We start from the raw sequence: 24,082 nt of genomic DNA, 5'->3' as shown, positions 1-24,082 counted from the left end.
GACAGTGTCCCGGACTTATCGCCGCGCCGGGGTCGCCCGGATGGGGGAATGGGTCCCGGACGACCGTAGACTGACCGACCGTGTCTACTCCTGATCTCCTGGTCGTCGGCTCCGGCTTGTTCGGTCTGACCATCGCCGAGCGCTGCGCGAGCGAGCTCGGCCTGAAGGTCCTGATCCTCGAGCGTCGCTCCCACCTGGGCGGCAACGCCTACTCCGAGTTCGACGAGGAGACCGGGATCGAGGTGCACAAGTACGGCACGCACCTGTTCCACACGTCCAACGAGCGGGTGTGGGAGTACGTCAACCGCTTCACCTCGTTCACGAACTACCAGCACCGGGTGTTCGGCAAGTACCAGGGGCAGGTCTACTCGCTGCCGATGAATCTCGGTCTCATCAACCAGTTCTTCGGCAAGTCGCACACCCCCGACGAGGCCCGCGCGCTGATCGCGGAGCAGTCCAGCGAGATCGACACCGCGGACGCGAAGAACCTCGAGGAGAAGGCGATCAGCCTGATCGGCCGCCCGCTCTACGAGGCGTTCATCAAGGGCTACACCCAGAAGCAGTGGCAGACCGACCCCAAGGAGCTCAGCGCGGACATCATCACGCGCCTCCCGGTCCGCTATACGTTCGACAACCGCTACTTCAACGACAAGTACGAGGGCTTGCCCGTCGACGGCTACACGGCGTGGCTCGAGCGGATGGCCGACCACCCGAACATCGAGGTGCGGGTCAACACCGACTTCTTCGACGTCCGCGACGAGTTCCAGGGCAAGGTGCCGATCGTCTACACCGGCCCGGTCGACGAGTACTTCGGCAACTCCGAGGGCCGCCTGTCCTGGCGCACCGTCGACCTCGAGTCCGAGGTCCTCGACGTCGACGACTACCAGGGCACCGGCGTGGTCAACGCCAACGACCCCGACGTGCCGTTCACACGCGAGCTCGAGTTCAAGCACCTCCACCCCGAGCGCGCGGCGTCCTACACCAAGGGCAAGACGATCCGGGTGCGCGAGTACAGCCGCTTCGCGGAGGAGGGCGACGAGCCCTATTACCCGATCAACACCGCCGAGGACCGCGAGAAGCTGCTCAAGTACCGCGACCTCGCGAAGAAGGAGCCGATGACGCTCTTCGGCGGCCGCCTCGGCACCTACAAGTACCTGGACATGCACATGGCGATCGGCTCGGCCCTCTCCATGTTCGACAACAAGCTGGCGCCGCACTTCAAGGACGGCGCCCCGCTGACCAGCGGAGGAGTGGACGAGTGACCGTCACCCACACCCAGACCCACGAGGCCGCCGGCGCGCACGCGCCGGGCACCGCGCGCATCACGCTGATGCGCCAGATCATGCCCGCCGGTCGCGACACCGACGTGATCCGCCTGTACGTCGACCCCGACCCGGCGCAGCTCGACGCCGACAAGTTCGACATCGGTGCGAGCCGGGCCGCCCAGGAGGCCAACGCGATCGCGCAGCGGCTCCAGAACGCGACCAAGGGCGGCAAGGTCATCCACCCCGACCAGATCGAGTCGCGCACGGCGTTCCGAGTGGAGATGGGCGAGTCGATCTCGTTCGGCACCTACTTCAACGCGTTCCCGGCGTCGTACTGGCGCCGCCACACGATCGTCGACAAGGTCCGGCTGACCGTGCATCTGCGCGGCAAGGGCGCGACGGTGATCGTCTACCGGTCGCTGTCCAACGGCCGCTCGCAGCGTGTCGACTCCGCCGCCGTCGAGGACACGACCGGTGAGTTCTCCTTCGACCTGCCGCTGAAGCCGTTCGCCGACGGCGGCTGGTACTGGTACGACGTGGTCGCGGCCGACGAGGACGCCGTGGTCGAGGCCGCCGAGTGGACCGCCGAGGTGCCGCCGGAGCGCGCCACCAACGGCACGGTGACGATCGGCATCACCACCATGAACCGCCAGGACTTCTGCGCCAAGCTGCTCACCCAGCTCGGCGAGTCCACCCAGCTCGAGGGCTACCTCGACCGCGTGCTCGTCATGGAGCAGGGCAAGGACAAGGTCGTCGACTCGGAGTACTTCCCCGAGGCCGAGGCCGCGCTGGGCGACAAGCTCACGATCATCGAGCAGGGCAACATCGGCGGCTCCGGCGGCTTCGCCCGTGCCCAGTACGAGGGCCTCAAGGACGGCCGCTCGAAGTACGTGATGATGCTCGACGACGACGTCGAGTGCGAGACCGAGGGCATCGTCCGCGCGATCGTGTTCGGCGACCTGTGCCGCAAGACGACGATCGTCGGCGGCCACATGTTCAGCATCTACCAGAAGGCGCAGCTGCACAGCTTCGGCGAGAAGGTCGCGCCGTACACCTTCTGGTGGGGCTCGGCTCCCGGCGTCTTCCCTGCCTGGGACCTCAGCGAGCGCAACATCCGCTCGACCCGGTGGCTGCACGCGCGCATCGACGTCGACTACAACGGCTGGTTCATGTGCCTGATCCCGGCCGAGGTGCTCCGCGAGATCGGCCTGTCGCTGCCCCTCTTCATCAAGTGGGACGACTCCGAGTACGGGCTGCGGGCCAAGGACGCCGGCTTCCCGACCGTGTCGTTCCCCGGCGCTGCGGTCTGGCACGTGCCGTGGACCGACAAGAACGACGCGCTCGACTGGCAGTCCTACTTCCACGTCCGCAACCGCTTCATCGCGGCCCTGCTGCACTCGCAGTACCCGCGCGGTGGCCGGATGGTGAAGGAGAGCTTCAACCACCAGGTCAAGCACCTGGTGACGATGCAGTACTCCACGGTGGCGCTGCGCCACAAGGCGCTCGAGGACGTGCTCCGCGGCCCCGAAGCGCTGCACGAGCTGCTCCCGACCGTCCTGCCCTCGCTCAAGGAGATGGTCAAGGGCTACGACGACGCCACGTTGCTCACCGACCCGGACGAGCTGCCCGAGGTCAAGCGACACAAGCTTCCGCGCAAGGGCAAGGAGCCGTCGCCGGTGATCTCCGGCAGGGCCGCGACCCTCCAGGCGCTGCTCCAGCCGCTGCGTCAGCTGCGCGCCCCGCGCGAGGCGTCGCGGGAGTTCCCGGAGGCCGAGATCATGGCCCAGGACGCGAAGTGGCACAAGGTCGCCCGCTACGACTCCGCGCTGGTCTCGCTGCCCGACGGCAGCGCCCAGGCGTTCTACCGCCGCGACCCGCAGCAGTTCCGCGAGATGATGAAGAAGACGGTCGCGATCCACAAGGAGCTCGCTGCCAACTGGGACGAGCTCGCCGAGCGCTACCGCGCTGCCCTGGCCGACATCACCTCTCCGGAGACCTGGGAGAAGACGTTCGCGCCGTGGATGGAGGAGTCCTCCCCGGAACTGTCGGACGCGAATGGCTGAGGCGCAGCTGACGCCGCCGACGGCCAACAACGGCCTGCTGGCGGTCTTCCAGCGGCGCTACCTGCTGCGGCTCCTGGTGCGCCGTGAGATCAACGCGCGCTACCAGGGGTCGTTCCTCGGGCTGCTGTGGTCCTACATCAACCCGCTCGCGCAGTTCCTCGTCTACTGGGCGATCATCGGCGGCGTCCTCAACCTGCACGACGAGGTGCCGAACTTCCCTATCCACCTGTTCGCCGGACTGGTGATCGTCCACTTCTTCACGGAGACGTTCGGCGCCGGCACCCGGTCGATCGTGCGGAACAAGTCGATCGTCGTGAAGATGCCGCTGCCGCGGGAAATGTTCCCCGTCGCGACGATGCTGGTGTCGCTGTACCACGTGGGTCCGCAGCTCGTGGTGCTCGTCATCGCGTGCGTGCTGAGCGGCTGGACTCCAGACCCGGTGGGCATGCTCGCGATGGTGATCGCGCTCCTGATGATCATGGCGATCGGGACGGCGGTCGCGCTCGTGTTCAGCGTCGCCAACGTGTTCTTCCGCGACTTCGGCAACATCGTCAACGTCCTGCAGATGCTGGTGCGCTTCGGCGTGCCGATGATCTACCCCTACAGCATGGTCGAGAGCCGCTTCGGCCGCGCGGCGGACTTCTACCTGCTCAACCCGCTCGCTGACGCCGTGCTGCTGTTCCAGCGCGCGTTCTGGGTCGGCGTCCCCGACAAGGACCACAGCAAGTCCGACATCATGGCCGAGCACCTGCCCGACAACCTGCTGTTGCTCGGGCTCGGGATGCTCGGCGTCGGCCTGGTGATGCTCGTGGGCGCGCAGCTGATCTTCAACAAGCTCGACAACAAGATCCCGGAGCGCCTCTGACATGGCCATCGCGATCAAGGCGGAGAACGTCACCAAGGAGTTCACGCTCCAGTACCACCGCACGTTCAAGCAGATCACCGTCGCGCTCGCGCGCCGGCAGCAGATCAGCGACACCTTCCGCGCCGTCGACGACGTGTCGTTCACGGTCGAGGAGGGGGAGTCGATCGGGCTGATGGGCCTCAACGGCTCCGGCAAGAGCACGCTGCTGAAGATGATCAGCGGCGTGATGCGGCCCGACGGTGGCACCGTGCTCACCCGGGGCCGGATCGCCGGGCTCATCGCCACCGGCGCCGGCTTCCACCCGCAGCTGACCGGCCGGGAGAACCTCATCCTCAACGCCGCGATCCTCGGCATGAGCGAGGCCGAGACGATGCGGAAGTTCGACGAGATCGTGGAATTCTCGGGCCTGGAGAAGAAGCTGGACACCCAGGTCGGCCACTACTCCTCGGGCCAGAGCGCGCGGCTCGGATTCTCGGTCGCCATCCACGTCGACTCGGACATCTTCCTCGCCGACGAGGCGCTCGCGGTGGGGGACAAGCCCTTCAAGCGCAAGTGCATGCAGAAGATGAAGGAGGTCCGCGAGAGCGGCCGCACCATCTTCTACGTCAGCCACGCGGCCGGCTCGGTCCGCAAGATGTGCAACCGGGTGATCGTGCTCGAGAACGGCCGGATGGGCTTCGACGGCGACGTCGACGAGGGCATCAAGTACCTCCACTACGACGCCGACCCCGACGACGTCTACGAGGACGAGGACACCGGAGACGACGTGTAGCGGGTGACCGCTCCTGCTCAGTCCCCGATCGGCCCTGCCGATCGGGGACTTGACATTTCTGGGGAACGTCGGCGTGTCGAGTGGAAATTACACGTTTGTAGTTACTCGCGATCTCTTCCCAACGCGTGTGACTGATGTGAAAGTTGCTTCTCGTGTGACACCTTCCCCGCACACGACTGGAGCAGATTCACCATGTTTTCCCCGAGCTTCTCCGGCCCGTCGACGGCCAACCGCAGTCGCTTCGTGACCGCCTGCCAGCAGCTGCTCGCGCTGGCCGTGGTGGTCGCGGTGCTGACGCCCGCGGCGCGCACGATCACGATGGACGTGCGGCCGCCGTCCGACGCCGAGGGCGTGCTGCCCGGTCACGGCGTGTTCCTCCGGTCCGCCGAGCGTCCGGCCACGGTCCCCACCGCTCCGGTCGACGCCGAGGTCGACGAGTACAGCCTCACCGCGCCGGCAGGCGCCCGGCTCGCGGCCGGCGCGCTGCGCGCGACCACGCGCCGTACGGCGACCGGTGAGCACATCACCAGCGACGCCGTCCCGGTCGAGGGGTACGGCGCCGTCGGCGTCACGTGGGCACACGGCAGCAGGGTCCCGGACGACGCGATCGGGCTCGAGGTCCGCTACCGCGACGCGGGCACCTGGTCGGGCTGGATCGGCCTGGAGTACCACGACGACCACGGCCCCGACCCCGACAGCGCCGAGGCGGCCAACGCCCGTCCGGGCACCGACCCGCTCCTGGTCGGCGAGGTCGACGAGGTGCAGGTCCGCGTCGAGGCCGACCGCACCGCGCCGGCCGACATGAAGCTCGCCGTCATCGACCCCGGCGCCAGCAAGCAGACCGCGCGCCAGGCACCCGAGATCGACACCGGTGACCTGATGGCCCCCGATACCGCGGACACCGCGGTCGTCGAGGCGCCGGCCAGCGGCGACGCGCAGATGCGCGCGGTGACCACGGTCGCCCCGCGGCCGAAGATCTTCTCCCGCGCCCAGTGGGGTGCCGACGAGCGGATGCGCGACAAGCCGTCGCTGCACTACCACGAGATCCACGCCGGCTTCGTCCACCACACGGTCAACGCCAACGACTACACCCGCGCCCAGGTGCCCGGCATCATCCGCGGCATCTACGCCTACCACACGCGCTCGCTGGGCTGGAGCGACGTGGGCTACAACTTCCTCGTCGACCGCTTCGGCCGGATCTGGGAGGGCCGCTACGGCGGGGTCCACCGGCCCGTCGTCGGCGCCCACACGCTCGGCTACAACGACGACGCGTTCGCGATGTCGGCGATCGGCAACTTCGAGACCGCCCGTCCCTCCGACGCGATGATCGAGGCCTACGGACGCCTGTTCGCCTGGAAGCTCGGCCTGCACGGCGTCGGCGCCGGGTGGAAGAAGACGTTCGTCACCTCGCGCTACTTCCAGGCCATCAACGGGCACCGCGACGCCGGATCGACGGCCTGCCCCGGGCAGTACCTCTACAACCGGCTCTCCGACATCCGCGCCAAGGCGAAGGAGTACCAGACCGACTGGCGCGGCCGAGAGCTCGAGTCCAACCTAATCGGCTCGGCCCACCCCGACCTGGTCGCGCGTCGGGCGAGCAACGGCACCGTGGTGATCCTGCCGCTGCGCCGCGCCAACGACGGCCGGGTCTCCGTCGGCGAGCCGGTCGAGACCGGGCTCGACCTCGACGGCGTGCGCAACATCTTCAAGGCCGGTGACTGGGACCGCGACGGCGTCGGCGACCTGGTGGTCCGCGCCGGCGACGGCAGCCTGGACCTCTACCGCGGTCTCGGCAAGGGCAAGTTCGACACGGCCCGGCAGATCGCGACCGGCTTCGGCCGGGTCCAGCTGCTGTCCGCGGTGGGCGACATGACCGGCGACGGCTACCCGGACCTGATGGGCCAGCCGAAGGGCGGCTCGATGCGGCTCTACCCGGGCGCCGGCACCGAGGGCCTGCGGGAGAGCTACCCGGCCTACGGCAACATCAAGGCCAACCGCATCGTCGGCGTCGGCCGGTGGGACTTCGACGGCGCCGCCGACGTCTTCAGCCGCACCGGCGACCGGATCACGCTGCGCCCGGGCAACGGCCCCGGCGGGCTGGTCGGCACCAAGCCGGTCACGCTCGACGTCGCCGGCTACGACTGGCTGGTCGGCGTCAGCGACGTGGGCCTCACCGGCCACGCGGACCTGGTGGCGCGCGGCAAGGAGTCCGGCGACCTCTACCTGTTCCCGGGCACCCGCAAGGGTTTCGGCGAGCGGGTGACGCTGGGCAAGAGCGCGGGCGCGTTCAACTACATCGGCTGAATCGAGGGGAAGAAGGGGAAGCGGTGCCTGGCACCTAGGCGGGGAAGCGGGCGGTGGCGCGCTCGGCGGCGTAGATCGCATCGAGACGCTCCTGTCCGGCCCGGGCGACCAGGACCAGGGAGCCGTGGGAGACCACGGGCTCCAGGAAGGCCGCGACACCTGGTGGGGAAGCCGGGTTCGCGGTCGACAAGAGGCGGTCGCCGTCGGAGACGAGAGTCCCGGCGGCGGCCGTCTCTATCATTTCCTTCAGGGTGGTCGAGTAGGCCGAGCCGCTAGGCGAGGCCGTATCGAGACCCGCCCAGGCCAGCGCGGGATCACCCTCACCCGGCGGGTCCCAGGGGATGAACGCGTCGGGCTGCGACCAGATCTCGACGCCCACGTCGTGCACGCCCGCGGGCACCGGCTCGGCGAACCGGACCCCCAGCGGCAGCAGCGAGCACGCCAGTACGACGAGCTCGGTCGCCCGCGGCGCCCAGTCGCCGAGCGTGTCGGGGCCGCACACGACCGCGTCAGGGTCGTCCGCGTCGGTGACGACGAGGCCGGCCGTCCAGGCCGCGCCGAGGAACACCGTGCCCAACCAGTGCGGCGGCAGGTCGATGCGGATCGTGTCGCCCCGCTCGAGGTCGAGCTCGTCGACGAGCAGCGACGACGCCTTCGCGACCCAGTTGGCGTAGGTGGTCACCGAGAGCTCGACGCGCTCGCCGGTGACGTCGTCGTAGAACGTGACGAGCGGCTGGCCGGGGTCGCGGCGCAACCGGGCGGACATGACGTCAGAGAACGTGGGCACGCCGCTATTGTCGCCGGGTGCCTGCTGTTGACGGATTCTGGGCCGTGGTCCCCGCCGGTGGCGCGGGCACCCGGCTGTGGCCGCTGTCCCGCTCCGGATCGCCCAAGTTCCTCCACGACCTGACGGGCAGCGGCCGGACGCTGCTGCAGCAGACGGCCGACCGGCTGGCGCCGCTCGCCGAGGACCGGATCCTGGTGGTGACCGGGCAGCGGCACGAGGCCGCCGTACGTGCGCAGCTCCCGTCGCTCGGCGCCGACGCCGTGATCGCCGAGCCGTCCGCGCGCGACTCCATGGCGGCGATCGGCGTCGCCGCCGCGGTGCTCGAGCGGCGGGCGGACGCGAGCGGCGAGGACCTGGTGCTCGGGTCGTTCGCCGCCGACCACGTCATCCCCGACGCCGACGCGTTCGGGGACACCGTGCGCGAGGCCGTCGCCGCGGCGCGTGAGGACTACCTGGTGACGATCGGCATCGAGCCGGCGTTCCCGAGCTCGGCGTTCGGCTACATCCACCAGGGGGACCCGCTCCCCGGCCACGCCCGCGCCTGCCGGGTGCAGGAGTTCGTGGAGAAGCCGTCGGTCGCGGTCGCCGAGGGCTACCTCGCCGCCGGCGGCTACCGCTGGAACGCGGGCATGTTCGTCGTGCGCCCGCGCGTGCTGCTCGAGCTGCTGGCGACGCAGGACCGGGCGTTCGTCGACACGCTGCGCACGATCGCCGCCGACACCTCACGCATCGACGAGCTCTGGGAGCAGTGCCCAAAGATCCCGATCGACCACGCCGTCGCCGAGCCCGCGGCCGCGGCCGGCCGGGTCGCCACCGTGCCCGGCGGCTTCGGGTGGGACGACATCGGCGACTTCGACTCCCTCGCCGGCCTGCTCGGCGATCGCTCCGAGCGGGTCGTGCTGGGGGACCCTTCGCGGGTGCTCGGCTCGGACACCACCGGGCTGGTCGTGCCGGGCTCGGACCGGGTGGTCGCGGTGATCGGCCTCGACGACGTGGTCGTCGTCGACACTCCCGACGCGCTGCTCGTGACGACGCGCGAGCGCGCGCAGGACGTGAAGGGAATCGTCGCCGCGCTCAAGGGCAGCGGCCGGGACCAGCTGACCTGACCGCCCCGGTGTTCGAGGACGCGACCCCTCAGGCCAGGTCGACCTTCTTCCAGAACGCCAGGATCGCGGCCGCAGTGGCGACCGGCTGTTCCAGCGGGATCAGCGTGCGCGCACCGGTGATGACCACGGCCTCGGCGCCGGGTGCGATCCGGGCCGCGTGACGCGCGTCCTCCGCACTCCAGTCGCCCCGGTCGTCCGAGGCGACGAAGAGGCTCGGCACCACGATGTCGCGCAGCTGGTGCGAGACGTCGACTCGATCAAGGATGAAGGACCGCACGGCGCGGGTCAGGCTCCGGCGCGACGGACGGGCGAGTGATGCGGTCACGACCTTGCGCACCTGCGGATCCGCGGCGGACGCCTCGGTGAGCATCGCCTCGATGGTCGCCGCCCGTACCGGTCCCACCGGCCCGGCGACCCGAAGGATCGGCAGCATCATCCGGATCTGCTTGCGCAGCTCGTCGGGGATCGGCTCGGCGGGGGAGCTGATGGCCACCAGGCTCCGCAGGACGCCGGGCCTGGTGGCGAGGTCGAAGCCGACGTGGCCACCGAAGGCGTTGCCGACCCAGTCGACCGGACCATCGGCGCCCAGTCCTTCGAGCAGGTCGACCGCTGCGTGGGCCGCCTCCGCGATGTCGGTGTCCCGGGTGAGTGCGTCGCTGAGTCCGAGGCCGGGACCGTCGACGAGGACGAAGCGGCGGCCGCCGCCGAGGTGGCCGACGAGGCGGTCCCAGGTGTGGCTGTCGACGAACATCGACGGCCAGAGGACGGTGAGCGGCCCCTCCCCGAGCGTGCGGACGTGGAGCCGTCCGAGACGGGTCGGGACGAACGTCGAGCCCTCGGCGTGGGCGGCCGGCCGGGCGGTGCGGGTGGGGTCCATGATCTGCTTCCTGTCATTTCGAATGAGTGAGACTAACGTCAATATAGATGATGTTAGTCTCATACACATGAAAAGCAAGACCCGGCCCTACCGCATGGGTGCGCGGGCAGCGGCCGCCGAGCGCACGGGCGAGCGGATCCTCGACGCCATGCTCGAGCGGTTCGGCCGCCTTCCCTACGACCAGGTCCGGCTCGAGGACGTGGCCGCGGACGCGGGTGTCACGGTCCAGACCGTCATCCGTCGCTTCGGCGGCAAGCCGGGCACGCTCGCGGCGACAGTCGAGCGCCAGTTCGGGCGCCTCGTGTCAGCACGGGAGGCGGCGAAGGGCGCGACGGTCGAGGAGACCGTGCACGCGCTGGTCGGCTTCTACGAGGAGGCGGGTCGCCTGATCCTCAAGCTGTACGCCGAGGCGCGCCTCGCGCCAGGTGTGCCGGAGCTCGCCCAGCGCGGCCGTGACTACCACGTCGCGTGGTGCAGGGAGACATTCGGCGACCTCGTCGGGTCGACCGACGCGGCCATGCGCAAGCGGCGGCTCGCCCAGGTCGTCGCGATCTGTGACGCGACGACCTGGCGCATCCTCCGCGAGGACGGCGGCCTGGGCGTCAGGGCGACGGAGCGGGCGCTCCTGGAGATGCTGGAGCCGGTGCTGGCCTGAGGCTCAGCCCACGCCTCCACCGATGGGCTCGGGCGCCTTCGTGTACGGGTAGTCCTTCATGAACTCCTCGACCGCCTCGCCGCTCGGCTCCGAGCAGTACTGCCACACGCCGAGCTGCTTGTCGCCGTCGGTCGTCCACGTGGTCAGCGCGATGTGCTGGCCGTCGGGGAACGGCTCGCCGTCCTCGTCGGTCCACGGCACGGCCTTGAAGGAGTAGCGGCTGTTGGTGTCGCTCTCGTCGAGGCGCTGCGCGATCGACTTGATGTCGGCGATCATGCCGGAGTCGTCGGCGGCCTCCTCGTCGTACCAGAGGATCGTGAAGCCGTGCTCGCTGTTGTGGACGAGCGACTCGAGCTCGGGGCGCGTGTCCTCGGTGTAGTAGCGCTCCTGGATCGGCGCCGGCGCGACGCCGGCCTCGTTCCAGTGCTGGCCGAAGGCCGGCGGGGAGTCCTCGTACTCGACCTGGGTCCCGGTGCCGACGTGGTCGCCCGAGCCCGTCGCGTCCTTGGTCGTCACGTCCTGGCAGGCCGCGGCGGCCGACGCACCGATCTCGTTCAGCGGCTTGCCGCTGCTGCTGCGCTGCTGGATCGCGGTCATCACCGGGTTCCACGCCGCCGCGACGACGATCGCGAGGGCGACGGCGATGCAGGCGCCCACGATGAGCATGCCCTGACGGCTCTCGGCGCTCTTCTGCTTGCGCCGGATGTCGTCGATGACCTTCTGGCGGTCCGAACGCTCGGACTTGCTGGTCTTGGCCACGGTGCGGGGTACCTCGGTGTCGTAGTCGGGGCGGGCGGGAGCCGCAGATCGCGGCGAGTCTACGGAGTCGCGGGGCGCAACCGGAGATCGACGCCGGAATCCGTGCGATCGGGTGCTTCATCGGGCTCGACGCGCCACCCATGAGCGAAGGCGAGTACGGCGGCCGCGACCTTCTGGTCCGCCGGGCACACGAGGGAGCCCTCGTCGGGCTCGAGCCGCGCATCGATCCCCGCGCGGCGCAGGGCGTCGAGCAGGTCCTGCGGCGACGCCGTCGAGCCGAACGGCACGTCGTCGCCCGGCGCGGCGGCCACGGCGCGCACGACCGCCTCGCGCGACCCGTAGCCGAAGAGGTCGGTGCCGTCGTCGCGGATCATCGCCACCGCGCCGAGCCCGTGATCGTCGGGCGCCAGCACCAGGTCGGCCCGCCCCCGGATCACGGCGAACGGCCGCGCGCCCAGCTTGCCCTGCGCGAGCTCGGCGGCCGACGCGAGCTCGTCGGCGACGGCCGGCTCGGTGACGGCGAGCTCGTTGCCGTAGCCGTCCACCGCCCCCGCGTAGGACTCGAGCACCGCCAGGCCGGCGGCGCCGATCGCGATGTCGGTCTGGCCCTGGCGCCAGGCGCGGCCGGCGGTGTCGGTGACGACCACGCCGACGTTGGCGCCGGTGCGCTCGTGCAGCGCGACCCGCAGCCGGCGCGCGGAGGCGTCGGGGTCGAGCGGGTGCACCACGACCTTGCCCTGCTCGACGTTGGACGCGTCGACGCCGGCTGCGGCCATCGTCAGCCCGAGCCGCGTGCGGACGATCCGGGTGCCGCCGCGGGTCGCCACCACCCGCGCGGTCTCGGCCGCGACGGCGGCGTCGCGGTCGCCGTACGACACCCGGCCCTCGGCCTTGCTGACCACCTTGCTGGTGACGGCGACGACGTCGCCGTCGCGGAGCGCGTGGTCGCCGAGCGCGGCGAGGAGGAGCCCGGCGAGGTCGGCGCCCTCCGTCACCTCGGGCACGCCGTCGGGGGCGTGGACCGTCAGCACGGGCTCACCCGACCAGCCGGACGGCGGCCGCGGCCATCGCGGCGGTGGCGTCGTGGTCGGTCATCATCAGCGGCACGGCGGCACAGGCGATGCCGCCGGCGGTCACCCGCTCGACGTCGGCCGCGTCGCGCTCGTCGACCAGCCAGCCGTCGAGCACGCCGCCCGCTGACCGGGCGCCGTAGTGCAGGCCGACGCCGGCGGCGCTCACCTCGACGCCGATCGACGTCAGCATCTGCTCGGCCATGCCGCGCACGTGGGTGCCGCCGACGATGGGGGAGAGGCCGACGACGCGCGCGTCGGTGGTCGCGACGGCATCGCGCACGCCCGGCACACCGAGGATGGTGCCGACCGAGACGACCGGGTTGGACGGCGGCAGCACCACCAGGTCGGCCCCGGCGATCGCCTCGATCACGCCGGGCCCAGGGGTGGCCTGCTCGAGACCGACGACCACCACGGTCTCGGCGGGAACCTCGGCGCGCAGCCGCACCCAGTACTCCTGGAAGTGCACGACGCGCTTGCCGCTGGGCTCGTCGGCGTCGGCGACGGCGACGTGGGTCTCGACCCGGTCGTCGGTCATCGGCAGCAGCCGTACGCCGGCTCCGTAGGTCGGGGTCAGCCAGCGGCGGCAGAGCGCCTCGGTCACCTGCGAGAGCGAGTAGCCGGCCTCGAGCATCTGGGTGCGGACCAGGTGGGTGGCGATGTCACGGTCGCCCAGCCCGAACCAGGTGGGCTCCACGCCGTACGCCGCGAGCTCCTCCTTCGCGCTCCACGTCTCCTCGCGCCGGCCCCAGCCGCGCTCGAGGTCGATGCCGTCGCCGAGGGTGTACATGACGGTGTCGAGGTCGGGGCAGACCTTGAGGCCGTGGATCCACCAGTCGTCGGCGGTGTTGGCGACGACGGTGACCTCCGCGTCGTCGGCGACTCCCGGCAGGGTGCCGCCCCGGATGCCGTGGAGGAGGCCCTGGAGGAACTTCGCGCCTCCCATGCCGCCGGACAGGACGGTGATCTTGTGGACGGTCCGCACGGGCACAACTGTGCCAACGTCACGGACACGCCCGAGCGCGGGGTCCGACCCGGGCTCCTGTATGGACCGGCGTATAGCAGACTGAGGCTTGACTCCTGGGGTATGACATGCATGTAATTCCAACTACGTGATTCGTGGTTCGCCGACCGGGGGGTGCAGAACCGTCACCCGGCCCGGCGCGTGGGGAAGAGGCGCCCCACGAGCAGCCACTGGGGGTCGAAAGGGGCGGAACCATGCGAGAACTCTTCCTGGTCGACGAGGTCGACAGCGAAGACCTGGGTTGGCAGGAGCGCGCGCTGTGCGCGCAGACCGATCCGGAGGCCTTCTTCCCGGAGAAGGGCGGCTCGACGCGCGAGGCCAAGAAGGTCTGTCAGACCTGCGAGGTGCGCGTGGAGTGCCTGGAGGCCGCGCTCGGCAACGACGAGCGCTTCGGCATCTGGGGCGGTCTCTCCGAGCGCGAGCGCCGCAAGCTGAAGAAGCGCGCCGTCTGACGATTTTCCGGCGCCGCCTGACGTTTTCAGGGCTCACGTGACCGGTCGGTAGGGTGGCCGACCATGTCTGGAGTCGTGGTCGTCCTCGTCAGCCACGACGGCGCAACCTGGCTGCCCACCGTCCTGGAGGGGATCACCGGCCAGGCCACCCCCGTCGACGCGGTCGTCGCGGTCGACACCAACAGCCTCGACGGCAGCGCCGATCTCATCGAGTCGACGCTCGCCCCCCACGTGCCGTCGACCGTCGTCCGGGCCTCCGGGTCGACCTCCTTCCCCCAGGCGGTCGACATCGCGCTCGAGTCCATCGAGCGCGAGGGGCTCGAGCCCGAGTGGGTCTGGCTGCTCCACGACGACTCGACCCCGGACCCCGAAGCGCTCTCGCACCTGCTGGCCGTCGCCGCCGAGCGGCCCGAAGCCGAGATCCTCGGCCCCAAGCTGCGCGAGTGGCCCTCGCTGCGGCGGCTCCTCGAGCTCGGCGTGACGATCAGCGGCACCGGCCGTCGCGAGACGGGCCTGGAGCGCGGCGAGTACGACCAGGGCCAGCACGACGAGGTCCGTGAGGTCTTCGCCGTCAACAGCGCCGGCATGCTGGTGCGCACCCAGACGCTGCGCGAGCTCGGCGGGTTCGACGAGCACCTGCCGATGTTCGGCAACGACCTCGACCTCGGCTGGCGCGCCGCCGCGACCGGCCGCACCACGCTGGTCGCGCCCGCGGCGGTCGTCTTCCACGCGGAAGCCGCGCACCGCGGCGTACGACGCACCGCGCTGACCGGACGGCACACGCACTACCAGGAGCGGCGGGCCGCGCTCTACACACTGCTCGCCAACGGCCGCGCCGGCTGGCTGCCGCTGCAGGTGCTCCGGCTGATCGGCGGCACCCTGCTGCGCATCATCGGCTTCCTCGTCGTCCGCTCTCCGGGCGAGGCGCTCGACGACCTCGCCGCCCTCCTCTCCGTGCTCGGGCGTCCCGGGCAGGTGCTCGAGGCGCGCCGCGAGCGGGCCCGGCTGTACGGCGCCGCGGGGGGCGTCGACCGCGACCGGGTGCGCCGCCTGCTCGCGCCGTGGTGGCTGCCCTACCGGCACGGCCTCGACTTCTTCTCCGACCTCGTCGCTGCCGCGACCAACCAGGCCGCCGACGTCGCAGAGCGGCGCCGGATCGCGGCCGCCGAGCGCGACCCGAACCCGCCCGCCGCGCGGCACCGTGACGAGGAGGAGGAGTTCGAGGAGAACGGCTGGCTCGTCCGCTTCCTCACCGACCCGGTCGCCGTCGCGCTCGCGTTCGGTGCCGTCGCGCTGGTCATCGGCGCGCGCGGCGCCTTCGGCGACGTCGCGGGCGGCGCCCTGTCGCCCGCGCCCGGCGGCTCCGGCGACTGGTGGCGGCTGCACCTGGAGTCGCACCACCCGATCGGGTTCGGCTCCGACGTGCCGGCGCCGGCCTACGTGCTCCCGCTCGCCCTGATCGGCACCCTCCTCGGCCCGGTCACCACGATGTCGGTGCTGATGGTGGTCTCCGCGCCGCTCGCGCTCTGGGGGGCGTGGCGGTTCCTTCGGGTGGTCGGCCGGCTGATGACGAGGTACGGCGCACCGCGGTGGCTGCTGCTCTGGGGCGCCACGACCTACGCGCTCGTGCCGCTCGTCGCCGGCGCGTTCGAGGGCGGCCGCTGGGGCATCGTCGTCGCCACCGCCCTGCTGCCGTGGCTGGCCCACGCCGCCCTCGGCTTCGCCGACCCGGAGCCGGCGCGCCGCTGGCGCGCCGCGTGGCGGGTCGGGTTGCTGCTGACCCTGCTGACCGCGGTCGCGCCCGGCACCTGGTGGCTCTTCCTCTTCCTGGGCGTCGTCGTGATCGGCGCCGCGGCGCTGGTGGTGCGTGCCGCCGTCGCCGACCGGTCGGTGTGGGGACCGCCCGCGCTGGCGCTCGCCGTACCCCTGCTCCTGCTCCTGCCCTGGTGGCTCCCCGCGCTCGTCGAGGGCGCCGGCGCCGGCCTGCTGCTCGACGTCGGCCGCTGGCCGACGGAGCCCACCGAGGGGCTCGACCTGCTGCTCGGCCGCCTCGGCGACCTCGGTGCGCCGTGGTGGTTCGGCGTCGTCACGCCCGTGCTCGCCCTCGCCGCGCTGATCCCGCGGGCGACCCGCATCGGCGTCGTCGTGTGCTGGCTCGTGGCCGCGGCGGCCGCCCTGGTCGCCGTGCCCCTCGGGCTGGTCGAGGTCGACCTCACCGGTGTCGCCGGCCAGCAGCTCGGCGTCGGTCCGGTGCTGCTCGTGCTGCACGGGGCGTGGGTCACCGCCGTGGTCATCGCCGGCGTCAACCTCACCGACGCGGTCCTGTCGAAGGCGGCCCAGGCGGGCGTCGTCGTCGCCGGACTCGCCGCCGCGCTCGCGCCGCTCGCCGGCCTGGTGTGGTTCGCGGTGTCGGGCGGTGACGAGCTCCAGGACGAGCCCGAGACCGGCATCCCCGTCTACATGGCCCAGGAGGCGGAGACCGGTCCCGAGCACGGCATCCTCGTCGTGCGCGGCAGCGTCGCCGACGGCTTGCGCTACGAGGTGGTCCGTGACGACGGCCCGACCGTCGGCGAGGACGAGATCGCCGCGCTGACCGACGAGGACGGCGCCGTCACCGAGCTGGTCCGCGGCCTCGCGAGCGCGCCGTCGGCCGACGCGGTCGACGAGCTCCGCTCGCGGGGCATCGCCTACGTCGTGCTGCCGGCGCCGGCCGACGGCGGTGTCGCCGCGCGGCTCGACGCCACCGGCGGGCTGGTCCGCGCGAGCGCCGAGGACCGGGCCACCCGCGCCTGGGAGCTGACCGAGCGCCCGCAGGCCGACTCCGTCGCGGGCGAGACGTCGTGGTTGCGGGTCGCGCTCCTGGCCGTGCAGCTGGTCGCCGTGCCCGTCGTGGTCGTGCTGGCGCTCCCGACGATCCGGAGGAGGCGCGCATGAGCGACGACCGGCCCAACGAGACGACCGAGACCAACGAGCCGGGGCGCCGCGCCGATCGTGGTGCCGCGCCCGCGCAGGGCCGCCGTGCCGAGCAGTCCCGCAAGCGGCGGATCGACGCGGTCGTCGCCCTCGCGATCGTGCTGCCGGCCGCGGTCGCGATCGGCCTCGGCCTGGTGCAGGACGACGGGCTCCCGTCGCTTCCCACCAGCCCGCCCACCCGCTCGCAGCTCACGTCGTCCGTCGTGGTGTGCCCGTCCGCGATCAGCGAGGGGGAGGTGTCGCTGACCCGGGTGCCGCAGGTCGCTGGCGGCGACGTCACCGTCCGTACGGCGCCCGCGCCCGACGGCGCGCCCGACCTGCTCGCGGACCTGCCTCCCGGCGAGGACCTCGGCGTCGTGCCCGAGCGGCTGACCCCGGTGCCCGACAGCGCCGGCGCGGTGGCCGCGACCGGCAGCGGCGCGGCCGCGCCGGGCCTCGTCGCCGGTCGCGGCGAGGCGATCGCCCCCGGAGAGTGCCGCGGTCCGTCGTTCGACGAGTGGTTCGTCGGCCTGGGCGCGGCATCCTCCGACCGGTCGACGCTCGAGCTCGTGAACCCGGAGGCCGGGCCGGCGGTCGTCGAGATCTCCCTGTTCGGCCCGCGCGGCCAGCTCAACGCCCCCGACGACCTCCGCAGCATCACGGTGCCCGGCCAGAGCGTGCAGACGGTCGACCTGTCGGCGGCGATGCCGAAGCGCGTGGACTTCTCCGCCCACCTCACCGTGACCCGCGGCCGGGTCACGGCCGCGGTGCGCCAGACCTACGACCCGCTCGGCCGCGGCCGGGTCACCACCGACTTCCTGCTGCCGCAGGCCCGGCCCGACACCGACAACCTGCTGCTGGGACTCGAGCCCACCGGCGGCCGACAGCTGTTCGTGCACAACCCGGGCGACGACGAGCTCCGCGCCACGGTGCAGGTCGTGACCAAGGACGCCGCGTTCACGCCGGCCGACACCGAGGAGCTCGTGGTCGGTCCCGAGCAGACCCGGCGGTACGCGCTCGCCGACCTGCTCCCCGCGGGCGCCACCAAGGACTCCTACGGCATCCTCGTGAAGACCACCAGCCCCGCCGCCGTCGCGGTGCGGTCGCTGGTCGACGACGACCTGGCCCTCTTCAGTCCGCTCCCGAGCGTGCAGGAGCCCGCGGTCGCCGTACTGCCCGAGGGTGCGAAGCGGCTGCTGCTCGGCGGCGCCCAGCGCGTGGGCCTGGTCCAGGTGCGCGCCACCGATGCCGACGGCAAGGTGGTCGCCGAGGAGCGGGTCGAGGTCCTCGCCGGGGGAGTGGCGGAGGTCGAGCTGCCCGACGACGCGGTCGCGATCACCGTGGAGTCCCGTGCGACGCCTATCTCCGGCACCGTGCTCGTCAGCGGCTCCGGCAGCGCGCCGGGCCTGGGCGTGGTCCGGCTCCGCGACGCGGCGGTCTACGCCGACGTGCCGGTCGTCGCGCCGGAGTAGGCGGGGGCCGCCCTCAGTCCTGCGGGTACCTCGGGTCCACGTCCGCCGGCGGGATCCCCAGGAGCTCGGCGACCTGCTCGACCAGCACCGTCAGCACGATCGCCTCGAGCTCCGCGCGGTCGCTCGCCCGGTGCTCGAGGGGTCGCCGGAACAGCACGATCCGCGTGGGGGTCGCGCCGGTGCCGCGGATCAGCGACGACAGCGGCACGTTGCCCGAGTCCCAGTCGTCGGGCAGGTCGGGGATGTCCTCGACGCCGTACTCCATGAGGCCGAGGCGGTCGGCCCAGCGCTCGTCGATGTCGGCGACCAGGTCCACGACGATCTGGTCGAAGACCTCGCGCCGGCTGCGCGGCCGCGGCGGGCGCTGCGCGTGGGGGCCGAGCGAGGACGGCAGGACGGCGGGCCCGCGCATCCCTCTGCCCCGACGGTCTCGTGCCACGATCCGCGAGCCTAGCCTCCGGGAAACTCCGTGGGGGGTACGGTTTCGCCGTGAGTCTCGCCCGTCGCTGTTCGCGCACCGGATGCGCCCGTGGAGCCGTGGCCACGCTCACCTACGTCTACGCCGACCAGACCGCGGTGCTCGGCCCGCTGGCGACGTACGCCGAGCCGCACGCCTACGACCTGTGCGACCAGCACAGCGAGCGCCTGTCGGCACCCCGCGGGTGGGAGGTGCTGCGTCTCGCGGTGGGGCAGGCCGAGCCGAGCCCGAGCGAGGACGACCTGCTAGCGCTGGCCGACGCCGTGCGCGAGGCCGCGCGGCCGATCGCGCCCCCGCCCGAGCCCGTGCAGGAGACCGGGCGCGAGGTCACCCGGCGGGGTCACCTGCGGGTCCTGACAACTGACTGAGGTCGGCCCATCCACTAGTGTCGCCACCATGTCGACGACCAGCTCGCCGGACAACCTCAACGCGGTCTTCAAGGCCTACGACGTCCGCGGCACCGTGCCCGACCAGCTCGACGAGGACCTCGCTCGCGCCGTCGGCACGGCCTACGTGCAGGTGCTCGGTGCGACCTCCGTCGTCGTCGGCTACGACATGCGGCCCAGCTCGCCCGGCCTGGCCGGCGCGTTCGCCGACGGAGCCACCGCGGCCGGCGCCGACGTCACGATGATCGGCCTGGCCTCGACCGACCAGCTCTACTTCGCCTCCGGCCACCTCGGCCTCCCCGGCGCGATGTTCACCGCGAGCCACAACCCGGCGCAGTACAACGGCATCAAGATGTGCAAGGCCCACGCCGTCCCGGTCGGCGCCGAGAGCGGCCTGCTCGAGATCCGTGACCGGGTCGCCGCCGGCGTCTCGACCAGCGGCGGCGTGACCGGGTCGATCGACGAGCACGACGTCCTCCAGGCCTACGCCGCGCACCTCCTGTCGCTCGCGCCGGTCAAGGGGCGGCCGCTGAAGGTCGTCGTCGACGCCGGCAACGGCATGGCCGGTCACACCGCGCCCGCGGTGTTCGAGCGCCTGGAGGGCGACATCGAGGTCGTGCCGATGTACTTCGAGCTCGACGGCACGTTCCCCAACCACGAGGCCAACCCGATCGAGGCCGCGAACCTGGTCGACCTCCAGCGCCGGGTGCTGGCCGAGAAGGCCGACATCGGGCTCGCGTTCGACGGCGACGCCGACCGCTGCTTCCTCGTCGACGAGCGGGGCGAGGCGGTCTCGCCGTCGACGCTCACGGCCCTCATCGCCGCGCGCGAGCTCGCCAAGGAGCCCGGCGGCATCATCATCCACAACCTGATCACCAGCCGGTCGGTGCCCGAGATCGTCGAGGAGTTCGGCGGCACCCCGGTCCGCACCCGCGTCGGCCACTCGTTCATCAAGGCCACCATGGCCGAGACCAACGCGGTCTTCGGCGGCGAGCACAGCGGGCACTTCTACTTCCGCGACTTCTGGCGCGCCGACTCCGGCATGCTCGCCGCCCTTCACGCGCTGGCCGCGCTCGCGGAGACCGACCGCCCGCTCTCGGAGGTGCTCGCCGACTACGAGCGCTACCCGATGAGCGGCGAGATCAACTCCGAGGTCGCCGACCAGAAGGCGGTGCTCGCCGCGCTGGAGGAGAAGTACGCCGGCCGCGACGGGGTCACCGTCGACCACCTCGACGGACTGAGCGTGCAGCACGCCGACTGGGCGTTCAACGTGCGCGCCTCCAACACCGAGCCGCTGCTGCGGCTCAACGCAGAAGGGAAGGACGAGGCGACCATGACCCAGGTCCGCGACGAGGTGCTCTCCGTGATCCGCGGCGGTGCCGCATGACCGGGATCTCGGAGGAGCTGCTGAAGATCATCGTGTGCCCCGACTGCCACGGCGAGCTCGTGCTGTCGGACGTGCCCGACCTGACCTGCCAGGGCTGCGGCCTGGTCTACCCCGTGCGCGACGGGATCCCCGTGCTCCTCGTCGACGAGGCCCGCAAGCCCGCATGAGCCTGCGATGACCTGGTTCGACGAGTCCCGGCTCGACGACGAGCGAGCGCTCGCCACGGCAGACCTGCGGCTGCGCACGCTGGCCGAGTCCGGCGCCCGCGTCCGGGTGGAGTACGGCGCCGCGACCGACGCGATCGCGCAGGCCGTCGCGCGGGCGGCCGACGCCCGGCCGCGCGCGGTGATCGCCGCCGGGCCCGACTCTCGGCTGCTGCGAGCCGTGCTCGAGCCGTGGTGCCCGGTGCCGTTCGTGGCGTGGCCCTCGCCGGCCCTCCCGGGCTGGGCCGGGAGCCTCGACCTCGTCGTCGTGCTCGCACCCGAGGGCTCCGACGCCGGCACCGCCTCGGCCGTGGCCGAGGCCGCCCGGCGCGGCTGCCAGGTCGTCGTCGCCTGCCCGGAGGGCTCGATGGTCGCCGAGCACGCCGCCGGCCGCTGGACCACGATCCTGCCCACCCGCACCGGCGACCAGCTCGCGACGGCGGTCGTGATGCTCGCCTTCCTGCACCAGGTCGACCTCGGCCCCCGCGCGACGCCGGACGCGGTCGCCGAGGCCCTCGACAAGGTCGCGATCGAGTGCGCCCCGGGCCGCGACATCTCGATCAACCCGGCCAAGATGCTCGCGATCTCGCTCGCCGACGCCAACCCGCTGCTGTGGGGAGGCTCGGTCCTCGCCGCGCGCGCGGCCCGGCGGGTCGCCGAGTCGATCCGGCGTACCTCCGGCCGCACGGCGCTGGCCGGCGACGCCGAGCACCTGCTGCCGGTCATCGAGGCCGCCCGGCCCCGCGACGTCTTCGACGACCCGTTCGCCGACGGCGGCGGCGACCCCGGCCGGCGACCGGTGCTGGTCGTTCTCGACGACGGCACCGACGACCCGGTCAGCCACGAGGAGCGCGAGCGGCTTCAGGAGGCCGCGCGCTCCCGCGACGTACGTGTGGAGACCGTCACTGCCGACGGCGAGGGCGACGAGGTGGCCCGCTACGCGTCACTGCTGCTGAGCGGCACCTACGCGGCGGAGTACCTCCGCCTCGGCCTGGTCGAGGACTGAGACGCCGCTAACAGCCGAGCCTGAGGATGTGTCTCAGGTTCTGCGGGTACCCCTGAGGTGATGAGCTCTCGGGACCCCTGGTTGGACAACGCCAAGCTGCTGCTGGTCGTGCTCGTGGTCGTGGGCCACGGCTGGACGGTGCTGCCCGCCGACGGCGTGGCTGCACGCCCCTACGACTTCCTCTACGCCTGGCACATGCCGGCGTTCGTCTTCGTGACCGGCTACCTGTCCAGGACGTTCGACTACAGCCGCGGCCGGATGTGGCGGCTCGTGCGCACCGTGCTGGTGCCCTACCTGCTGTTCGAGGCCGCGATGGCGCTGTTCCGGGTGCACGTCGGCGGCGAGAAGCTCGAGGACCTGTTCGCCGACCCGCACTGGCCGATGTGGTTCCTCGCCGCGCTGTTCTTCTGGCGGCTGCTGACGCCGCTCTTCCGGGCGATGCCCGGTGGCCTCGCCGTCGCCGTCCTGCTCAGCCTCGGCGCGGGTCTCTGGGCCGGCGACACCCTCGACCTCGCCCGGGTGCTCGGTCTGCTGCCGTTCTTCGTGCTCGGCCTGAAGGCCACGCCGGAGCGCCTGGAGTGGCTGCGCGGCCGCGTGCCGGCGGCGATCGGGGTCGCGGTGCTGGCCGGCATCTGGCTGCTGTCCGCCTACACCGACCGCTGGGCGAGCACCGAGTGGCTCTACTACCGCGCGCAGTACGACGAGTTCGCCGTGTCCGACACCCGGGCGGCCGTCACGCGCCTGGTCATCATCGCGATCGGCGTCGCCGGCACCTGCGCGTTCCTCGCGCTGGTGCCGCGCCGTACGACCTGGTTCACGGGGATGGGCGCCGCGACGCTCGTCGTCTACCTCTTCCACGGCTTCGCCGTGAAGGGCCTCGAGTACGCCGGCTACACCGCCTGGTCCGCCGAGCACCCCTGGCTCGGCTTCGTGCTCGTCACCGCGGGCGGCCTCTCCCTCTCCTTCCTGCTCGCGTGGCGGCCGGTGGCGTCGCGGCTCGAGCGCGTCGTCGACCCGTTCGGTGCCGCTGAACGGAAGATGAAGGAGGCGGTCGCGCTGACCGTCGTCGCCGAGGAGCCGGGTAGCCTTCCGCCCATGACTGCTGGGGCTGCCGGACACGCCGGCGCTGTTGGGGAAGTGGCCCGGTGAGCGCTGGCCTCTTCGGCCTGCTCGACGACGTCGCCGCGATCGCGAAGCTCGCCGCCGCATCCGTCGACGACGTGGGGGCCGCCGCCGGGCGCGCGACGACGAAGGCAGCGGGCGTCGTCATCGACGACACGGCCGTCACGCCGCAGTACGTCCACGGCCTCGCGGCCGAGCGCGAGCTGCCGATCGTCAAGCGGATCGCGATCGGCTCGATCCGCAACAAGCTGCTGATCATCCTTCCGGCGGCGCTGCTGCTCAGCGAGTTCCTGCCCGACCTGCTGCCGGTCATCCTGATGATCGGCGGCACGTTCCTCGCCTACGAGGGCGCCCACAAGGTGTGGGCCATGGTCGCCGGGCACCACGACCACGACCAGCCCGTCGCGGAGATCAGCCCCGAGGCCGAGAAGGAGATGATCGGCGGGGCGATCCGCACCGACCTGATCCTGTCCGCGGAGATCATGGTGATCGCGCTCGCGGAGGTGAAGGACGAGTCCTTCTGGTCGCGGCTCGCGATCCTCGTCGTCGTCGCGATCGCCATCACCATCGCGGTGTACGGCGTCGTGGCGCTCATCGTGAAGATGGACGACGCCGGCCTCGCGCTCACGCAGCGGGCCTCCTCGTTCGCGCAGCGCGTCGGCCGCGCCCTCGTCGCCGCGATGCCCAAGCTGCTCGCGGTGATCTCGTTCGTCGGCACCATCGCCATGCTCTGGGTGGGCGGCCACATCCTGCTGGTCAACATCGCCGACAACCACGGATCCGGCCTCGACCTGTGGAACGCGCCGTACGACTGGGTGCACCACCTCGAGGACGACGTCCACCACGCGCTCGACGTCCCCGTCCTGGGCGCGACCGCCGCGTGGCTGACCAACACCCTGATCTCCGCGATCATCGGGCTCGGGGTCGGCGCGATCGTGGTGCTGGTGATCGAGCTCCTCCCGTTCGGGAAGAAGGAGCACCACGACCCGCTCGAGCCGCAGGACGTCCCGGCGCCGGATCAGCCCGGCGGCGCCGGAGACGCCGGCGGCCGAACTTCCGGTTGATTCCTCGCGCGGG

At 71.9% G+C, this 24,082-nt stretch carries 22 protein-coding genes; 16 read left to right on the top strand and 6 right to left on the bottom strand.

Features of this window, described 5'->3' with window-relative positions; all coding sequences use genetic code 11:
- Window positions 1-80: 80 nt before the first annotated feature.
- The 5 genes from glf to HNR19_RS15355 all read left to right on the top strand — a co-directional run bounded on the left by glf (window position 81) and on the right by HNR19_RS15355 (window position 7,269).
- Entirely contained in the window at window positions 81-1,262 is a 1,182-nt protein-coding gene (gene glf / locus HNR19_RS15375; protein ID WP_179668732.1) for a UDP-galactopyranose mutase, read from the top strand.
- Window positions 1,259-3,328 carry a glycosyltransferase gene (locus HNR19_RS15370; protein WP_343047213.1) on the top strand — a complete coding sequence of 690 codons (2,070 nt, stop codon included), beginning with the start codon at window positions 1,259-1,261 and terminating at the stop codon, window positions 3,326-3,328. The genes glf and HNR19_RS15370 overlap by 4 nt, the downstream gene beginning before the upstream one ends.
- Window positions 3,321-4,193 carry an ABC transporter permease gene (locus HNR19_RS15365; protein ID WP_179668731.1) on the top strand — a complete coding sequence of 291 codons (873 nt, stop codon included), beginning with the start codon at window positions 3,321-3,323 and terminating at the stop codon, window positions 4,191-4,193. The genes HNR19_RS15370 and HNR19_RS15365 overlap by 8 nt, the downstream gene beginning before the upstream one ends.
- Before the next feature lies 1 nt (window position 4,194).
- Window positions 4,195-4,965 carry an ABC transporter ATP-binding protein gene (locus tag HNR19_RS15360; RefSeq protein ID WP_179668730.1) on the top strand — a complete coding sequence of 257 codons (771 nt, stop codon included), beginning with the start codon at window positions 4,195-4,197 and terminating at the stop codon, window positions 4,963-4,965.
- A 192-nt stretch (window positions 4,966-5,157) separates the two neighbouring features.
- The gene (locus tag HNR19_RS15355; RefSeq protein ID WP_179668729.1) at window positions 5,158-7,269 is read left to right on the top strand and encodes an N-acetylmuramoyl-L-alanine amidase; all 2,112 of its coding nucleotides are present in this window, start codon (window positions 5,158-5,160) and stop codon (window positions 7,267-7,269) included.
- Between the two features lie 34 nt (window positions 7,270-7,303).
- Here the strand turns inward: HNR19_RS15355 and HNR19_RS15350 are convergent, their stop codons facing one another.
- Entirely contained in the window at window positions 7,304-8,056 is a 753-nt protein-coding gene (locus tag HNR19_RS15350) for a TIGR03089 family protein (protein ID WP_179668728.1), read from the bottom strand.
- A gap of 17 nt (window positions 8,057-8,073) precedes the next feature.
- Here HNR19_RS15350 and HNR19_RS15345 point away from each other — a divergent pair, with 17 nt between their 5' ends.
- Window positions 8,074-9,162 carry a sugar phosphate nucleotidyltransferase gene (locus tag HNR19_RS15345; protein WP_179668727.1) on the top strand — a complete coding sequence of 363 codons (1,089 nt, stop codon included), beginning with the start codon at window positions 8,074-8,076 and terminating at the stop codon, window positions 9,160-9,162.
- A 28-nt stretch (window positions 9,163-9,190) separates the two neighbouring features.
- On the opposite strand, the gene HNR19_RS15340 is transcribed toward HNR19_RS15345, so the two are convergent.
- The gene (locus HNR19_RS15340; protein ID WP_179668726.1) at window positions 9,191-10,039 is read right to left on the bottom strand and encodes an alpha/beta fold hydrolase; all 849 of its coding nucleotides are present in this window, start codon (window positions 10,037-10,039) and stop codon (window positions 9,191-9,193) included.
- Window positions 10,040-10,106: 67 nt separating this feature from the next.
- On the opposite strand from HNR19_RS15340, the gene HNR19_RS15335 reads away from it, so the two are divergent.
- Window positions 10,107-10,694: a TetR/AcrR family transcriptional regulator gene (locus HNR19_RS15335; RefSeq protein ID WP_179668725.1), complete on the top strand. Its 588-nt coding sequence runs from the start codon at window positions 10,107-10,109 to the stop codon at window positions 10,692-10,694.
- A gap of 3 nt (window positions 10,695-10,697) precedes the next feature.
- Here the strand turns inward: HNR19_RS15335 and HNR19_RS15330 are convergent, their stop codons facing one another.
- From HNR19_RS15330 to cofD, 3 genes are read right to left on the bottom strand one after another with little or no spacing between them, the layout of a single operon-like run.
- Window positions 10,698-11,453, bottom strand: coding sequence for a DUF3105 domain-containing protein (locus HNR19_RS15330; RefSeq protein WP_343047212.1), 756 nt, complete (start codon window positions 11,451-11,453; stop codon window positions 10,698-10,700).
- A gap of 59 nt (window positions 11,454-11,512) precedes the next feature.
- On the bottom strand, window positions 11,513-12,484 hold the full coding sequence (locus HNR19_RS15325; protein WP_179668724.1) for a coenzyme F420-0:L-glutamate ligase: 972 nt from the start codon (window positions 12,482-12,484) through the stop codon (window positions 11,513-11,515).
- A 4-nt stretch (window positions 12,485-12,488) separates the two neighbouring features.
- Window positions 12,489-13,508, bottom strand: coding sequence for a 2-phospho-L-lactate transferase (gene cofD, locus HNR19_RS15320; RefSeq protein ID WP_343047211.1), 1,020 nt, complete (start codon window positions 13,506-13,508; stop codon window positions 12,489-12,491).
- Window positions 13,509-13,741: 233 nt separating this feature from the next.
- On the opposite strand from cofD, the gene HNR19_RS15315 reads away from it, so the two are divergent.
- The 3 genes from HNR19_RS15315 to HNR19_RS15305 all read left to right on the top strand — a co-directional run bounded on the left by HNR19_RS15315 (window position 13,742) and on the right by HNR19_RS15305 (window position 18,423).
- The gene (locus tag HNR19_RS15315; protein WP_179668723.1) at window positions 13,742-13,999 is read left to right on the top strand and encodes a WhiB family transcriptional regulator; all 258 of its coding nucleotides are present in this window, start codon (window positions 13,742-13,744) and stop codon (window positions 13,997-13,999) included.
- A 63-nt stretch (window positions 14,000-14,062) separates the two neighbouring features.
- Window positions 14,063-16,933, top strand: coding sequence for a glycosyltransferase family 2 protein (locus HNR19_RS15310; protein WP_179668722.1), 2,871 nt, complete (start codon window positions 14,063-14,065; stop codon window positions 16,931-16,933).
- Window positions 16,930-18,423, top strand: coding sequence for a DUF5719 family protein (locus HNR19_RS15305; protein ID WP_179668721.1), 1,494 nt, complete (start codon window positions 16,930-16,932; stop codon window positions 18,421-18,423). Before HNR19_RS15310 ends, HNR19_RS15305 begins: the two co-directional genes overlap by 4 nt.
- Window positions 18,424-18,436: 13 nt before the next feature.
- On the opposite strand, the gene HNR19_RS15300 is transcribed toward HNR19_RS15305, so the two are convergent.
- Complete coding sequence (locus tag HNR19_RS15300; protein ID WP_343047210.1) at window positions 18,437-18,862, bottom strand: metallopeptidase family protein; 426 nt, start codon at window positions 18,860-18,862, stop codon at window positions 18,437-18,439.
- A 98-nt stretch (window positions 18,863-18,960) separates the two neighbouring features.
- Between HNR19_RS15300 and HNR19_RS15295 the strand changes: the two genes are divergently transcribed.
- From HNR19_RS15295 to HNR19_RS15270, 6 genes are read left to right on the top strand one after another with little or no spacing between them, the layout of a single operon-like run.
- The gene (locus HNR19_RS15295; RefSeq protein WP_425490681.1) at window positions 18,961-19,269 is read left to right on the top strand and encodes a DUF3499 domain-containing protein; all 309 of its coding nucleotides are present in this window, start codon (window positions 18,961-18,963) and stop codon (window positions 19,267-19,269) included.
- A gap of 28 nt (window positions 19,270-19,297) precedes the next feature.
- Complete coding sequence (locus HNR19_RS15290; protein ID WP_179668719.1) at window positions 19,298-20,674, top strand: phosphomannomutase/phosphoglucomutase; 1,377 nt, start codon at window positions 19,298-19,300, stop codon at window positions 20,672-20,674.
- The gene (locus HNR19_RS15285) at window positions 20,671-20,841 is read left to right on the top strand and encodes a Trm112 family protein (RefSeq protein WP_179668718.1); all 171 of its coding nucleotides are present in this window, start codon (window positions 20,671-20,673) and stop codon (window positions 20,839-20,841) included. Before HNR19_RS15290 ends, HNR19_RS15285 begins: the two co-directional genes overlap by 4 nt.
- A 7-nt stretch (window positions 20,842-20,848) precedes the next feature.
- Complete coding sequence (locus tag HNR19_RS15280; protein WP_179668717.1) at window positions 20,849-21,883, top strand: SIS domain-containing protein; 1,035 nt, start codon at window positions 20,849-20,851, stop codon at window positions 21,881-21,883.
- A gap of 60 nt (window positions 21,884-21,943) precedes the next feature.
- Window positions 21,944-23,032, top strand: coding sequence for an acyltransferase family protein (locus HNR19_RS15275; RefSeq protein ID WP_179668716.1), 1,089 nt, complete (start codon window positions 21,944-21,946; stop codon window positions 23,030-23,032).
- Window positions 23,029-24,069 (top strand): DUF808 family protein, encoded by a 1,041-nt coding sequence (locus HNR19_RS15270; protein ID WP_179668715.1) that lies wholly within the window; start codon window positions 23,029-23,031, stop codon window positions 24,067-24,069. The genes HNR19_RS15275 and HNR19_RS15270 overlap by 4 nt, the downstream gene beginning before the upstream one ends.
- Window positions 24,070-24,082: the final 13 nt, after the last annotated feature.

The organism is Nocardioides thalensis (assembly GCF_013410655.1).
GTDB classification, from domain to species: domain Bacteria; phylum Actinomycetota; class Actinomycetes; order Propionibacteriales; family Nocardioidaceae; genus Nocardioides; species Nocardioides thalensis.
The sequence above is the reverse complement of the archived record's forward strand: the minus strand, read 5'-3'. Positions and strand labels throughout refer to the sequence as shown.